The sequence below is a fragment of the Flexivirga sp. YIM B11880 genome (genome assembly GCF_058148645.1).
Genome location: NZ_JBMAMH010000004.1, coordinates 189,079 through 203,122, shown reverse-complemented (window position 1 = coordinate 203,122; position 14,044 = coordinate 189,079). Strand labels below are relative to the sequence as shown.

At 68.4% G+C, this 14,044-nt stretch carries 12 protein-coding genes; 6 read left to right on the top strand and 6 right to left on the bottom strand.

Annotated elements, in window-relative coordinates; genetic code table 11:
- Positions 1-58 precede the first annotated feature (58 nt).
- Positions 59-424, top strand: coding sequence for an STAS domain-containing protein (locus ACN8HC_RS08565; protein WP_490074411.1), 366 nt, complete (start codon positions 59-61; stop codon positions 422-424).
- 5 nt (positions 425-429) lie between these two features.
- Here the strand turns inward: ACN8HC_RS08565 and ACN8HC_RS08560 are convergent, their stop codons facing one another.
- The 4 genes from ACN8HC_RS08560 to ACN8HC_RS08545 all read right to left on the bottom strand — a co-directional run bounded on the left by ACN8HC_RS08560 (position 430) and on the right by ACN8HC_RS08545 (position 5,269).
- Complete coding sequence (locus tag ACN8HC_RS08560; RefSeq protein WP_490074410.1) at positions 430-1,806, bottom strand: UbiD family decarboxylase; 1,377 nt, start codon at positions 1,804-1,806, stop codon at positions 430-432.
- A complete protein-coding gene (locus ACN8HC_RS08555) occupies positions 1,803-2,435 on the bottom strand; it encodes a UbiX family flavin prenyltransferase (RefSeq protein ID WP_490074409.1) in 633 nt (210 codons plus the stop codon). The genes ACN8HC_RS08560 and ACN8HC_RS08555 overlap by 4 nt, the downstream gene beginning before the upstream one ends.
- 55 nt (positions 2,436-2,490) lie before the next feature.
- Positions 2,491-3,924: a nucleobase:cation symporter-2 family protein gene (locus tag ACN8HC_RS08550; RefSeq protein ID WP_490074408.1), complete on the bottom strand. Its 1,434-nt coding sequence runs from the start codon at positions 3,922-3,924 to the stop codon at positions 2,491-2,493.
- 337 nt (positions 3,925-4,261) lie between these two features.
- On the bottom strand, positions 4,262-5,269 hold the full coding sequence (locus tag ACN8HC_RS08545; protein WP_490074407.1) for a LacI family DNA-binding transcriptional regulator: 1,008 nt from the start codon (positions 5,267-5,269) through the stop codon (positions 4,262-4,264).
- A gap of 76 nt (positions 5,270-5,345) precedes the next feature.
- On the opposite strand from ACN8HC_RS08545, the gene pucD reads away from it, so the two are divergent.
- The 4 genes from pucD to ACN8HC_RS08525 are packed head-to-tail and all read left to right on the top strand — an operon-like array spanning position 5,346 to position 9,529.
- Positions 5,346-7,703 (top strand): xanthine dehydrogenase subunit D, encoded by a 2,358-nt coding sequence (gene pucD / locus ACN8HC_RS08540; protein WP_490074406.1) that lies wholly within the window; start codon positions 5,346-5,348, stop codon positions 7,701-7,703.
- On the top strand, positions 7,700-8,155 hold the full coding sequence (locus ACN8HC_RS08535) for a GNAT family N-acetyltransferase (protein ID WP_490074405.1): 456 nt from the start codon (positions 7,700-7,702) through the stop codon (positions 8,153-8,155). Before pucD ends, ACN8HC_RS08535 begins: the two co-directional genes overlap by 4 nt.
- Before the next feature lies 1 nt (position 8,156).
- Complete coding sequence (locus ACN8HC_RS08530; RefSeq protein WP_490074404.1) at positions 8,157-9,044, top strand: FAD binding domain-containing protein; 888 nt, start codon at positions 8,157-8,159, stop codon at positions 9,042-9,044.
- 2 nt (positions 9,045-9,046) lie between these two features.
- On the top strand, positions 9,047-9,529 hold the full coding sequence (locus ACN8HC_RS08525) for a (2Fe-2S)-binding protein (protein WP_490074403.1): 483 nt from the start codon (positions 9,047-9,049) through the stop codon (positions 9,527-9,529).
- 206 nt (positions 9,530-9,735) lie between these two features.
- On the opposite strand, the gene ACN8HC_RS08520 is transcribed toward ACN8HC_RS08525, so the two are convergent.
- Together ACN8HC_RS08520 and ACN8HC_RS08515 are read right to left on the bottom strand one after the other, a co-directional pair.
- Positions 9,736-11,130 (bottom strand): nucleobase:cation symporter-2 family protein, encoded by a 1,395-nt coding sequence (locus ACN8HC_RS08520; RefSeq protein ID WP_490074402.1) that lies wholly within the window; start codon positions 11,128-11,130, stop codon positions 9,736-9,738.
- 91 nt (positions 11,131-11,221) lie between these two features.
- Positions 11,222-12,613 carry an amidohydrolase family protein gene (locus tag ACN8HC_RS08515; protein WP_490074401.1) on the bottom strand — a complete coding sequence of 464 codons (1,392 nt, stop codon included), beginning with the start codon at positions 12,611-12,613 and terminating at the stop codon, positions 11,222-11,224.
- Positions 12,614-13,007: 394 nt separating this feature from the next.
- Between ACN8HC_RS08515 and ACN8HC_RS08510 the strand changes: the two genes are divergently transcribed.
- Positions 13,008-14,033 (top strand): amidohydrolase family protein, encoded by a 1,026-nt coding sequence (locus ACN8HC_RS08510; protein ID WP_490074400.1) that lies wholly within the window; start codon positions 13,008-13,010, stop codon positions 14,031-14,033.
- Positions 14,034-14,044: the final 11 nt, after the last annotated feature.

Genomic DNA, 14,044 nt, shown 5'->3' with positions numbered 1-14,044 from the left:
CCGCGTCGATGGGAGACTTGCCCGCAGCAGCCGCTCCCGACATCGAAAGGCACTCCCCGTGACCGTTCTGGACATCACCGGCAGCGACGAGGGCGATTTCACGGTCATCCGCCTGGTCGGTGACGTGGATGTGTCGGCGGCGGCTCGGTTGCGCGATGCGCTCTCGAGGATGATCACCGAGTCCTCCGAAAAGGTCCTCATGGACCTGACCGAGGTGCCCTTCCTGGACTCCACGGGACTCGGGGTGCTGGTCGCCCGCCTCAAGCAGCAGCGACTCGAGGGTGGCGACCTGGCGCTCGTCATACCTTCTGAGCGGCTGCTGCGAAACTTCCGGATCACCGGCCTGGACCGTGTCTTCCGGATCTACCCGACCGTTGCGGAGGCGGTCGCCGACGACGCCACCGCGCCCACCGACGAGGGCTGACGACCTCAGCTCATGGACGCGAGCAGGTCGCGCGCCCAGTCACGCGCGTCCTGGGAAATCACGATGCGTCGCCCGTGGAAGTCCGGTCCGCGCGTGGCGTCCAGACAGAGCCGGGACGTGGTGCCGTCGGCGGACGATGACGGGTCCAGCGGCGACCCCGGCAGGCCGTCGACCGTGAACAGGTCGCGGTCCGGCTGGAAGTGGGTCGCGAGTGCCCACAGCACTTCGCTGTCCTGCGTGACGTCGACGTCGTCGTCCACCGCGATGACCGTCTTGAGGTAGGGGTCCCAGCCGAGCAGCCCGAGCATGACCTGTCGTGCCTGACCGGGGCGGCGCTGCCGGAGCGCGACGTAGCAGTGGAAGTGCGTGCCCGATGTCGGATAGTGCACCGCCGTCACGTCCGGGAAGCGCTCCTTGAGCTTCTGTGCCATCTCCGACTCGCGGGGGATCCGCGCCAGGTTGAGGTGCTCGTCGGTATTGCCGCCCTCGACGTCGATCAGCAAAGGCTCGCGTCGCTGCAGGACTGTGTCGACATGGAGCACATTGCGCGTCGAGCGGTCGGAGGAGTAGCCGGAGAACTCGCCGAACGGCCCTTCGTCGGCATGCGCCTCGGGATCGATCGTGCCCTCGAGCACGAAATCTGCCCACGCAGGCACCTGTATGCCGTGCTTCGGCGTTTCCACGACTTCCAGCGGAGCACCGAAAAGGCCTCCCGCCACTGCGCGTTCGTCGATCTCGTAGCCCACCCGTGCCGACGCGGCGAGCATGAAGAGCGGATGGCCGCCGATCACCATCGCGACCGGAAGCCGCTCGCCGCGCTCCTGCGCCTGCTGCAGCATCCGCCACGCGTCTCCGCGCGAGTGCAGGCTGGTGGCCAGCTCCCGCGGCGAATGCACCATCGACCGGTGGTAACTCAGGTTGCCGACTCCGCTGAGCGGATCTTGACAGACCAGGATTCCGCTGGTGATGTATGGCGCCCGGTCCGACCCGAAGTGCCGGATCATCGGCAGCGCGCGGAGATCGACGTCCTCACCGGAGCGCACCACCTCGGTGATCGGGCCCACGTCGACCAGCCGCGGCGGGAGCAGATTGGCCGCGCGTCGTTGGTAGGTCTCGTGCAGACCCGGGAGGTCGGTGCCCAGGATCCGCGCGATCCGCTCGCGGGACGCGAAGACATTGCTGAGCACCTGCACGTCGAGGCCGTCGACCTTGCGGCAGAGCACCATCGGCCGCCGGCCGGTGGCGGTGAGCTCGTAGATCAGTCCGGTGATGCCTTGGTCCGCGGGCACCGGCTCCTCGACGACGAGCACGTCGTCCGGATACTCGCGCCGGTATGCCTCGACGAAAGCGTGCGGGTCCTGAGCGGACGCCGAAGTGTTCATCTGCGTGCTTCCTTCAGGTCTGCTGCGACGTCGTCCCATCGAAGACTCGCCGTGTCGGGTGGTCCCTGCCAGCGCGGGTAGAGGTCGTGCTCGATGCCGAATTGGTCGAGCACCTTGCCGGTGAGGTGCGCCAGCAGGTCGGGGACCGATTCCGGCCGGTGGTAGAACGCCGGCACCGGGGGGAGCACCACGGCGCCGGCTTCGGTCACCGCCACCATGTTGCGCAGGTGGATCAGGCTGAGCGGAGTCTCCCGCGCCACGAGCACCAGTCGGCGCCGCTCCTTGAGACAGACGTCCGCTGCCCGGGACACCAGGTCCTCGCTGAAACCGTGCGCGATGCTCGCGAGAGTCTTCATCGAGCAGGGCACCACGACCATGCCGAGCGTGAGGAACGAGCCGGAGGCGATCGGTGCGGCGATGTCGCCGCACCGGTGGTGAACGTCCGCGAGTGCGGCGACTTCTCTTGACCGGTAGTCGGTTTCGAGCTCGATCGTGCGATGTGCGGCGCGGGACATCACCAGGTGGGTCTCGACCGTGCCGAGCCTGGCCAGGGACTGCAGCAGGTGTATGCCGAGCACCGGCGCACTCGCCCCCGTCATCGCCACGACCAGCCGCGGCCGCTCGCTCATGGCCTGCTCCTCCTTCGTCGGGTCGCGCCCTTCACCTGAGTCGTTGGTCGCTCGCTCATGGCGCGTCCAGTGCCTCGGCCGCGCGGGGGTCGTCCAGCGCGGTCTTCACGTCCTCGTTCGCCGTGCCGTGGAAGTCGACGCGGTCCTCGTGGTCGAAGTTGCCGAGGTGGTGGAAGAGGATGTTGAGCAGGACGGCGACCGCGGTGCCGGTGGCGACGCCGCTCTTGAGGAAGATCTGCGCCCAGTCGGGGAACTGCTGGTAGAAGTTCGGCGCTCCGGCGGGCACGAGCCCGAAGCCGAGCGACAGCATCACGATCGTCAGGTTGCTCGGGCGGCCGAAATCCACGCTGGAGAGCAGTTGGATGCCGGAGACGGCGAGTGCCGAGAACGTCACGACGGCAGCGGCGCCGATGACCGGCTGCGGTATGGCGGCCATGATCTCGCCGAACGGGCGGAAGACGCCGAGCGCCACCAGGATGACCCCACCCGCTGCCACGGGGAACCGGCTGCGCACCCGGGTGAGGGCGATGAGCCCGATGTTCTGACCGAAGGTGGTGTAGGCGAAACCGTTGAAGATGCCGCTGATCGCGGTCAGCAGGCCGTCGACGCGCAGCAGGCGGGCGATGCCGTCGGGCGTGGTCTTCTTGCCGACCACCTGGCCGACCGCCAACCCCTGGCCGCTGCCCTCGACCATCAGCACGAACGCGATGATCAGGAACAGCACGATGGACGGTATGTCGAACTTCAGCGCCCCGAAATGGAAAGGCTCGACGAACGCGACGATGGGCCCGTGCCCGACATCCTTCAGACTCGACATGCCGGTGAACCACCCGATGGCAGAGCCGATGGCCAGCGCGATGAGGATCGACAGCTGGTTCAGCAGTCCCCGGAACACCCGGTAGAACACCGCGATGAGCAGACAGGTGAACGCGGCGAGCGCGATGTTCCGCATGCTGCCGTAGCTCGGCGCGGACGGATCGGGGCCGGCGATCATCTTCAGGCCGACCGGCACCAGGGTGAGACCGATGAGCGCGATGACGGTGCCCGTCACCACGTTGGGGAAGTAGCGCAACGCCTTGCAGAAGACCGGCGCGAGCAGGATCCACAGGATGCCCACCACCAGCAGCGAGCCGTAGACGGTACCCATGCCCTTGTCCTTGCCGACCAGGATCATCGGCACGATGCCGTTGGACGCGGCGCCGACGACGAGCGGCATCCGGATCCCGAACTTCCACAGGCCGAGTGCCTGCAGGAGAGTGCCGACGCCGGCGAGCACCAGGTCGATGCTGACCAGTTGCGCGGTTTGCTCACCGGACAGGCCGAGTCCGGCGCTGACCAGGATCGGCACCACGACGACGCCGGCATACATGATGAGCACGTGCTGTGCGCCGAGCAGCACCGTGCGGCCGAAGGGGAGTCGCTCGTCGACAGCGCTGGGCGGATCACCCGCGGTGGGCTGCGGGGATGCGGAGAGGAAATTCCAGACCATGGTCACTCACCTCGAAGGAGTCGCCGGCCGGTGGGTCTGCCTCGGGTCCGGTGACGCTGCCGCGGGGAGGCATCGGGTCCGAAGCTCCGGCAGGACCCTGTCGTCCGTGCCGGGCCCCCGGCCACGCGATCACGCGTACCTACGGGGTGTGCGAGGCGGTTACGCCTGGGCAACAAGATTGCATGTAATGGAGGGACTGTCAACGGATTGTTGCAGAATGTCCCACCTCCGTTGGCGGCGCCGTGTCGCCGTGCTGTATTGGAGCTGCGGCAGTTTGATCCGCCACCGCTGATCGCCTGGCAAAACATGCAATGTGTCGCTGTCCGGGCGGTTCCTGTCAGGCATGGCAACCACAACTGGCGCGCATCGTGAGACCGACGTCGAGCACCACGTCCGGGTGGCTGCCGTGTTCGGCGACCGCCGCCAGTGTTCGCACCGCTACTTCGCCGAAATCGGCGAACGAGTGCCCGGCCGTGGTGAGCGACGGCCAGCTGTCCGCGGCGGCTTGGGTCCCGCCGAAGCCGACGACTGCCAGGTCTTCCGGCACGCGCAGGCCGAGGGCGTGGGCCGCGGCGATGGCGTCCAACCCAAGACCGTCGGCGGTGGCCACGATCGCGTCCGGCCGGTCGGGGTCGCGCAGCCAGCGGGTGACGACCTCGCGAGCGCGCCTACGGTCGAGCGAGGTCCGCCGCATCGGCCGGTTGCGGCCGGCCTCGCGCATGGCGTCGCGCCAACCCTCGGCGCGCTGTGCCACCGCGCCCGACGGTGCGGCGCCGGTCAGGCAGCCGATGCGCGAATAGCCGTGGGCCAGAAGATGTTCGGTCAGCATCCGGCCGCCCGCCGTGTTCGCCAGGACCACCGAGGTGGCGCCCGACCCCTCTGGCGCGGCGTTGTTGAGGTGCACGACTGGCACCGCCGAGTCGAGCCCGGCGCGTGGGCCGCTCTGGTGGGAGCGGCGCACTTCCGCCCGCGCGAGGAGCACGCCGTCGACGTGCATGCTGGTGAGCGATTCGAGGTACCGGTCCTCGTGCTCGACGGAGAACTCGGCGTTGCCGAGCAGCACCAACGACCCTCGCGCGTATGCCGCGCGTTCGACCCCGTGCACCAGCTCGTTGAAGAACGCCTGACTGCTGTCCGGCACCACCATGCCGATCGTGTTGCTCCGGCGAGCACGGAGGGCGCGGGCGACCAGGTCCGGCTGGTAACCGAGTTCGGCGATCGCCGCCTCGACCCGGGCACGTGTGGCGGCCGCGACCGGTCGGGGCCCGTTGTTGACGACGTAACTGACGACGGCGGTCGAGGTGCCGGCGCGCCGGGCCACGTCATTGCGGGTCACACGCGACATGCGGGAAGGCTACAGCGCGGAGCGATGGTCCGAGCGACTCTGGACAGAACGGATCTACACGAGTAGATTCCGGCGCATGACAGCACGCCAGGTAGGTCTCGTCGCAGCTTCCGAAACACGCTCCGCGGGGAAGGTCGGGTCGTGCGCGAAGCGCCCCGACGGGAATCTGAAGGTCACCGGGCGGTTCGCCTATTCGTCCGACCTGTGGATGGAGGGCATGGTCTGGGGCGCGACGGTCCGCAGTCCGCATCCCGCTGCTCGCATCCTGTCGATCGACGTCTCGCAGGCACTCGCGCTGCCCGGGGTGCACACAGTGCTCACCCACGAGGACGTCCCCGGCGCCAAGACCTACGGGATGAAGGTCGCGGACCAGCCGGTGCTGGCCATGGATTGCGTGCGTTACCAAGGAGAACCGGTTGCGGTCCTCGCCGCGGATTCGCCCGAGATCGCCCGGCAGGCCGTCAAGCTGGTCCACGTCGAGTACGAGGTGATGGACCCGGTGGTCGACGCGGAGCTCGCGCTCGACCCGAGCAGCCGCGCCGTGCAGGAAGGTATGGCGAACGGAAATCTCGTGCGACACGTGAAGATCCGGCACGGTGACATGGAGCGGGCCGAGCGGGAGGCCGAGGTCGTGGTGTCGGGCGTCTACGAGACCGGCATGCAGGACCACGCCTACCTGGGCCCCGAGTCGGGCCTGGCCGTCCCCGGTGAGGACGGCGGGGTCGACCTCTACGTGTCGGCGCAATGGCTGCACAAGGACCGCGAGCAGATGGCGCCGTGCCTTGCGCTCCCCGAGGACAAGGTGCGGCTGACCCTGGCCGGTGTCGGTGGTGCGTTCGGCGGCCGGGAGGACCTGTCGATCCACCTGCACGCCTGCATGCTCGCGCTGCGCCTCGGCAAGCCGGTCAAGATGTCCTACAACCGGTACGAGTCCTTCATGGGACATGTGCACCGGCACCCGGCGAAGATGTACTACGAGCACGGCGCCACCCGCGACGGCAAGCTCGTCTACGTCAAGGCACGCCTGGTGATGGACGGCGGTGCCTACACCTCGACGTCGCCGGTGGTGATCGCCAACGGTTCCTACTTCGTCGCCGGTGCCTACGACGTGCCGCATGCGCAGATCGACGGCTTCGCGGCATACACCAACAACCCGCCGGCCGGCGCCATGCGCGGTTTTGGCGCCGTACAGGCCTGCTACGGCGTGGAATCCAACATGGACAAGCTCGCTCGCGCACTGCAGATGGATCCACTCGAGCTGCGGATCCGCAATGCGATGCAGACAGGGACGGTGCTTCCGACCGGTCAGGCGATCGACGGTCCGGCGCCGGTCGCCGAACTGCTCGAGCGGCTGGGCAGTATGCCGTTGCCGCCACCCGCCAGCAGCACACCGGACATCCGCGAACTGCCCGGCGGCGTCGGCAACACCAGCCACGGCGAGGGCATCCGGCGCGGTGTCGGCTATGCCGTGGGAGTCAAGGCGATCGGCTACTCCGGTGGCGTGGACGACATCTCGACGGCGCGGGTCACCATCGCGGTCGCCGGCGGCGAGCCGATCGTCTCGGTGCACACGGCCGCCGCCGAGTGCGGGCAGGGTGTCACGACGGTGCAGGCGCAGATTGCCCGTACCGAGCTCGGGATCTCGCGGGTGGTCGTGTTGCCCGCCGACACCCAGGTCGGTGACGCCGGCTCGGCCTCCGCCTCCCGGATGACCTGGATGTCCAGCGGCGCGGTGCAGGGCGCCTGCCGGCAGATCGCCCGTGAACTGATCCGCCGGGCCGCCGCGTCCAGCGGCCGCAGCGATGCGAGCCTGGAACTGGGCGAGGGGTATGTCGTGGACGCCACGACCGGTGAACCGCTGGTATCGGTCGTCGAGCTGCTCGGCGACGAGACTCTCGAGCGCACGCACGAATACCACCACCGTCCCACGGAACCCATCGACGACGAAACCGGTCAGGGCGACGCGCACATCGCCTACGCGTTCGCGGCGCACCGGGCGGTGGTCGACGTCGACACCGAGCTCGGCCTCGTGAAGGTGGTCGAGCTGGCCACCACGCAGGACGTCGGCAAGGCGATGAATCCGCTTGCCGTGGAAGGCCAGATCGAGGGTGGCTCGGCGCAGGGCCTGGGCCTGGCGCTGATGGAGGAGATCCAGCTGGATCACGGGAAGGTACGCAACCCGTCCTTCACGGACTACCTCATCCCGACGATCCTCGACATGCCGCCGATGCGGATCGAACTCTTCGAATACCCGCATCCCGACTCGCCATACGGCCTCAACGGCGTCGGCGAGCCGCCCACCCTTTCGTCGACCCCCGCAATCCTCAACGCGCTGCGCGACGCCACCGGCCTGGAGCTGCCCCGCGCACCGATCACACCGGACGACATCGCGCTGGGGCGTGCGGTGCCGGCCCGCTCCGGGGACGTCGCGTGACCGCAGCCACGGCCCTGCGGCTCGTCGACCTGGGGGCAGAGGACGCGCGGTGGGCGCAGGCCTTACCCGTGCTGCGCGAGCTGCGGCCGCACCTCACCCCGGAACTGCTGGCCGCCGTGCTGAGCCACGAGACGGCGCCGACGTTCAGTGCGCTGCTCGACGCCGAGGGCACGTGCCACGCGATCGCGGGCTGGCGGGTGATGGCGACGACCGCGAACGGGAGCGGTCGCCGGCTGCACGTCGACGACCTGGTCACCACCGCGGCCCACCGGGGCAAGGGGTATGGCGCCCGCCTGCTCCGGCTCCTCGAGGAGCGCGCGGCGGCTGCCGGCTGCGGTCTGCTCGAGCTGGACTCCGGTCTGGAGCGCAGCGATGCCCACGCGTTCTACCGCACCCGGGGGATGACGCACACGTGCCACCACTTCGGCAAACACATCGACCACGGAGGCTGACATGGACTTCATCCGGCCGCAGACCTGGGCCGAGGCCCTGGAAGCCAAGGCCACCCATCCGGACATCGTCCCGATCGCGGGCGGCACCGACGTCATGGTGGAGCTCAACTTCGACCGGCGCCGACCGCCCGGTTTGCTCGATCTGTCCGGCATACCGGAGCTGACGGGGTGGGAGGTCGTCGATGACCGGCTGCGGCTCGGCGCCGGCGTCAGCTACACCCGCGTCATCGACGAGGTCGCGCAGCTCGTGCCCGGGCTGGCAATGGCTGCACGCACGGTCGGCTCACCGCAGATCCGCAACCGGGGGACCGTCGGTGGCAACCTCGGCGCCGCCTCTCCAGCAGGGGACTCGCACCCCGCGCTGATCGCGGCAGGTGCGGCCGTCGAGTTGCAGTCGGTGCGCGGAACCCGCATCGTGCCGATCGACGAGTTCTACACCGGCGTCAAGCGCAACTGCTGCGCGCCGGACGAGCTCATCGCCGCGGTATTGGTACCGAAAGCGACCGGACCGCAACAGTTCTGCAAGATCGGCACCCGCAATGCCATGGTGATCTCGGTGACCGGGTTCGGTCTCGCCCTGTGGCCGGACCGGTATGCCGTGGGCGCCGGCATCGGTTCCGCGGCGCCGACCCCTCGACGGGCCGCGCAGGCCGAGGCGTTCCTCGGAGTCGCGCTGGCGAGCTTCGACCTCTGGTCATCCCGAAAAGCACTGCCCCAGGCGGTGATCGACGAGTTCACCGGTCTCGTTCGGGCCGATGCCGCACCGATCGACGACGTGCGTGGCACCCGGTCCTACCGACTGCATGCGCTCTCGGTCATGGCCGGCAGGGCGCTGCGCTGGGCCTGGCGGGACTACTGCACCACCACCGACGAACGGAAGGCTTCCTGACCATGCGGGTCAACACCACGATCAACGGCCGCGCGGCCGAGGTCGACGACGTCTGGGAGGGGGAGAGCCTGCTCTACGCGCTGCGTGAGCGCGTCGGCCTCCCGGGCTCCAAGAACGCCTGCGAACAGGGCGAATGCGGTTCCTGCACCGTCTATCTCGACGGCGTCCCGGTCTGCTCCTGCATGGTTGCCGCGGGGCAGGCGGAGGGACGTGAGATCGTCACGGTGGAGGGGCTGGCCGGCGACGACGAGGAGCTGCACACGGTGCAGCGTGCCTTCATCGATGCCGGTGCCGTCCAGTGCGGCTTCTGCACGCCCGGCCTGCTGGTCGCCGCGCACGACCTCATCGCCCGCAACCCTGACCCGGACGACCTCGAGATCCGTGAGGCACTCGCCGGAAACCTCTGCCGCTGCACCGGGTACGAGAAGATTCTGGATGCGGTCCACCGCGCAGCCGCCGAGCAAGCCGGGACCCCCGCCGGCTGACCACGCCTTTCGCCGAGAGGCTCAGAAACACCTCGAAAGGCTCAGCTAATTCGCTCGAATCGGCCGCATTAGCTAAGCCTCTCGACGATTGGTGAGCCTCTCGGCGAGGTGGGCGGGCGGGCGGCGGGTGTCATACGTCGTGGCAGACGGAAGCGGCCCGCCATACCTCATGGTTCGAGGTATGGCGGGCCGCTTCTCGCTGCGGCTCAGACGGCGTCGAGCGCCTCCTGCTCCAAGGTGGGGTCCGACTCGTCCGGCCTGCCGTCGTCCGTACGGCGCGCACCCGGTCCGTGGTGCAGCACCAGGTTGAGACAGAAGGCCACGATCCCGCCGGCCGCGATGCCGCTGGTCAGCACCGTCTGCAGCGCGTTGGGCAGGTGGCTGTAGAACTGCGGGGCACCCACCGGCAGCAGCCCGAAGCCGAACGACACCGCCACGATCAACAGATTGCGGCCCTCGTTGAGGTCGGCCTGCGCGATGATCCGCAGGCCGATGGCGCCGACGGTGCCGAACATCACCACCGCGACGCCACCGAGCACCGGGCCCGGCAGCGATGCGACGACGGAGCCGAGCTTCGGCATCAGGCCCATCACGACCAGGATGACGCCGGCGATCGCCACCACGAAGCGGCTCATCACCTTGGTGATGCTGACCAGGCCCACGTTCTCACCGAAGGTCACCATCGTGAACGAGTTGAAGACGCCGGCGAACGCCGTGCCGGCACCGTCGGCGCGCAGCGCCTTGGAGATCTCCTTGGGTCCGACCGGTTTGTCGACGATCTGTCCGATGGCGAGCGTGTCACCGGTCGACTCCACCATGTTGACCAGCTGCACGACCAGCATCGGCAGGATGGCGGCCACCGTGAAGGTCGGAGCACCGAATTCGAAGGGATGCACGATGCCGACCCACTGCGCGTGTCCGACCGACGAGAAGTCGACCAGGCCGAGTGGCCAGGCCGCCAGGGTGCCGAGCGCGAGTGCGATGAGGATGGCGAATCGGCCGATGCTCGCCGGTGCGTAGCGTTCCAGCACGACGACCAGGACGATGGTGGCGACGGCAAGCCCCAGCCGTTCGGCGGAGCCGTAATCGGCTGCGGTGGGGTTGGATCCGGCGATCAGGTTGGACGTCGAGGGCAGCAGCGAGAAGCCGATGATCGCGATGATGGTGCCGGTCACGATGGGTGGGAAGAAGCGCAGCAGTTTGCTGAACCACGGAGCCACGAGCCAGGTCAGGACGCCCGCGACTATGGTCGCGCCGAAGATGGCGGGCAGCCCGCCGTCCTTGCCGACGATGATCGCCGGCGTGATGCCCGTGAAGGTCGACCCCATCAGGATGGGCATCCGGACACCGGTGCCCCAGATGCCCATCGTCTGGATCAAGGTGGCGACACCGCTGACGAGAACGTTCGCCGTCACGAGCGTGGCGATCTGATCGGTCGACAGGCCGATGCCGAGGCCGATGAGCAGTGGCACGGTGACCATGCCGGAATAGCCCACGAGCACGTGCTGCAGGCCGAGCGGGATCGACCGGCGCAGTGGCGGCAGGGTGTCGACGGGGTGGGTCGCGGTGCGGTCGGGCGGGCGGGTTGCGCGAAGAGGCATTGCTCCTCCAGGGTTTCGTGAGTGCAGTGGGGGATGTGCGGTGACGCCATACGGCGAAAAGAGCTGTGCTACGGATGAATTGGGCCAGCTGTTAGGAAGGCGAGTTGATGCCGGCACGGGCCAGCAGCGCGCTGGCACGCTCGCGGGCGGTCGCCATGACGGCCTGCTCGTCGACCAGGAGGCAGTGGCCGTCGCGATAGACGATGTGCCCGTCGACCACGGTCAGCACCACGTCGGAGCTGCGCGCGGAGTAGACGAGCGTGCTGACGACGTCATGGACCGGCTGGAGGTGCGGCTGGTCCAGGTCGACGACGACCAGATCGGCGAGACGACCGCCGACGAGCTGGCCGGCGTCGACCCCGGCGTAGCGCGCACCCTCGCGGGTCGCCAGGTCGAGGGCGTCCGCCGCCCTGGCCGCGGCCGGCTCGAGGGTGTGCAGTCGCTGGACGAAGACGCTCTGCTTCATCACCTCGAACATGTCCTGCCGGTGGCCGCAGCTGGGACCGTCGGTGCCGAGCGAGATCGGTATGCCGCCGGCCCGCAGCTCCGGTATCCGCGCGGTGCCGGACGCGAGATAGGCGTTCGATGTCGGGTTGTGTGCGACGCCGGCACCGGCCGCGATCACGTGATCGAGGTCGGTGTCGTCCAGCCAGATCGCGTGAGCGAGGGTCGCTCGATCGTCGAGCAGTCCCTCCTTGGCCAGCCATTGCACCTGACGGATCCCGTAAGTCTCGAGATAGCCCTCCGGATCATCGCTGCCCTCGCAGCAGTGGGTGTGCCACTTGGTGCCGAACTGCCTTGCCAACTCGATGCTCGCGGCGACGAGATCCTGATCGACATACGTCAGGTTCAGGGGTGCCGGCCAGACCGTCACCTTCGAGCCGCTCGGGCGCGCCTGCATCGCCTCCCGCGTCATCGCGATCTCGTCGGCGGCGCTGTAGCGGAACAACTCCGGCGGTTGACCGCGTGTCGCCGAGATCTCGGTGCGTTCGCCGACGATGCCGCGGGCGACGATGCCTCGGCCGCCCACCTGCTCGATGACGTCAGCCACGGCCAGGGTCGTCTCGAGGGCACTGGGCGCGTAATGGTTGTCGACGATCGTGGTGATGCCGCCGCGCAGTGCTTCCACGACGCCGAGTCGTGCGCCGGCGACGGCGTCGGCATGCTCGACGGCGATGGAGTAGGGCCACATGAAGTCGCACAGCCACGGCACGATCGACATACCTTCACCGAGACCGCGGGCCAGCGCCTGATAGAGGTGGTTGTGACCGTCGACAAAGCCGGGCAGCACGGCCTTGCCGCGACAATCGACGGTCTCGGCCGCGCTCCATGCGGCGCACTGCTCGGTGGGGCCGACGGCGACGATCCGGTTGCCGCGGACCGCCACGAAGCCGGAGCGGTGCACCGTCCGGTCGTCGTCGACCGTGACGACCGTGCCTCCCGTCAGCAACAGATCGCAGTGTTGGGGTTCAGGGTGACTCATTCGGACCTCTTCCCCGGCGAGCACGGCTCGCCGTCGACCTCGTCGGAACTGCACGTGAGGGATCTGGCGGTCGGCCGAACGGTTTAACCCGGGAAGGGAGGTCACCGGCGCTGGACGTCGAAGGGACGTCCCGTTGTTCTGCTGTTACATGCAATCAGTGACGACGATCGCTGTCAACGATTTCGAACAATTTGGCCGCTTCGATTCAACGGTGCCGCAGCCTTCCGGTGCCTGACCTGGGAATCTTCGCGGTAGTTACATGCAATCCCTTGACACTGCTCGGCGCATTGTGTTGCACTCGTCGGGACGCCGCACATCGCGGCGAGTGGCCCGAAGGTGCGGTGCGAGGCCGCGGCCGGGGAAGCAATCAGCTCCGACCGAAGGAGACTCGACAATGCTCATCGACACCCATGTCCACCCCACCAACCTGGTGGACGAGGCCTGGCGGCACACCGGGACGCCGTTCACCGGCGACCGGGTCATCAAGATGATGGACGGGCCGTTCTACATCAACGGCAAGCCGCGCCGCGTCGACATCAGCTGCATCATGCCGCCCCCCGGCAACACCCAGTGGCGCGAAGGCAACCGGACTGGGCGCGAGGGGATCCGCGACTACCAGGCGCACGTCACCGACATGGTGCACAAGTACCCCGACCGGTTCATCGGCAACTTCATCTACAACCCGCGCTTCGGCCCGGAGAACGGTGCGGCCGAGCTCGCCTTCCACGTGAAGGAGCACGGCTACAAGATGATGAAGCTGCACGCCAACATGCACTCCTACCGGCCGGACCGGGCCCTCGACTGGCTGCGGCCGGCTCTGCGCGTCTGTGACGAGCTCGGCGTGATCGTGTTGATCCACACCGGTGACGGTCCCTACTCGATCCCGACGCAGTTCTACCCGATCATCCGCGAGTTCCCGAACGTGCAGTTCATCCTCGGTCACTTCGGCATCCAGACCGGCGGCGTCTACTGCTTCGAGGCGTTCTGGATGATCCAGGACTCCGAGAACGTCGTCGGTGAGTCCGGCTGGTTGCTCCAGTCGCGGATCGTGGAGTTCGCCAAGGAGATGAAGAAGTCGAAGATGGTCTACGGCACGGATTCGCCGCCCAACGAGCCGGGCATGTGGGCGCGCGAGCTGGAAGTGCTATGCCACGACGCGCCGCAGGGGCTCAACCTCTCCGAGGACGACCTCGAGGGATACCTGGGCAACAACATGGCCAAGATGCTCGGCCTGCAGCCGACGCCGCCGCCGAGGGACAAGGCGGAGGCCGAGGCCTACCTGCGCGGTGAGGTCGTCCAGGCGTCGGCGACCAACTCCCACGCGGACCACTACGCCGGCTACACCCCGTCGGCGTGGTCGGAGCCGGGCCAGGAGGTCCCGAAGACCTCGGTGGCCAAGGCCGCAGCGGGCGTGAGCTGAGACGCCGGCGG

Coding starts and splice junctions, on each gene's coding strand:
- ACN8HC_RS08525 (WP_490074403.1), top strand. CDS start 9,047: ATGCGGGTCAACACCACGATCAACGGCCGCGCGGCCGAGGTCGACGAC.
- ACN8HC_RS08550 (WP_490074408.1), bottom strand. CDS start 3,924: ATGGTCTGGAATTTCCTCTCCGCATCCCCGCAGCCCACCGCGGGTGAT.
- pucD (WP_490074406.1), top strand. CDS start 5,346: ATGACAGCACGCCAGGTAGGTCTCGTCGCAGCTTCCGAAACACGCTCC.
- ACN8HC_RS08515 (WP_490074401.1), bottom strand. CDS start 12,613: ATGAGTCACCCTGAACCCCAACACTGCGATCTGTTGCTGACGGGAGGC.
- ACN8HC_RS08555 (WP_490074409.1), bottom strand. CDS start 2,435: ATGAGCGAGCGGCCGCGGCTGGTCGTGGCGATGACGGGGGCGAGTGCG.
- ACN8HC_RS08560 (WP_490074410.1), bottom strand. CDS start 1,806: ATGAACACTTCGGCGTCCGCTCAGGACCCGCACGCTTTCGTCGAGGCA.
- ACN8HC_RS08520 (WP_490074402.1), bottom strand. CDS start 11,130: ATGCCTCTTCGCGCAACCCGCCCGCCCGACCGCACCGCGACCCACCCC.
- ACN8HC_RS08510 (WP_490074400.1), top strand. CDS start 13,008: ATGCTCATCGACACCCATGTCCACCCCACCAACCTGGTGGACGAGGCC.
- ACN8HC_RS08545 (WP_490074407.1), bottom strand. CDS start 5,269: ATGTCGCGTGTGACCCGCAATGACGTGGCCCGGCGCGCCGGCACCTCG.
- ACN8HC_RS08530 (WP_490074404.1), top strand. CDS start 8,157: ATGGACTTCATCCGGCCGCAGACCTGGGCCGAGGCCCTGGAAGCCAAG.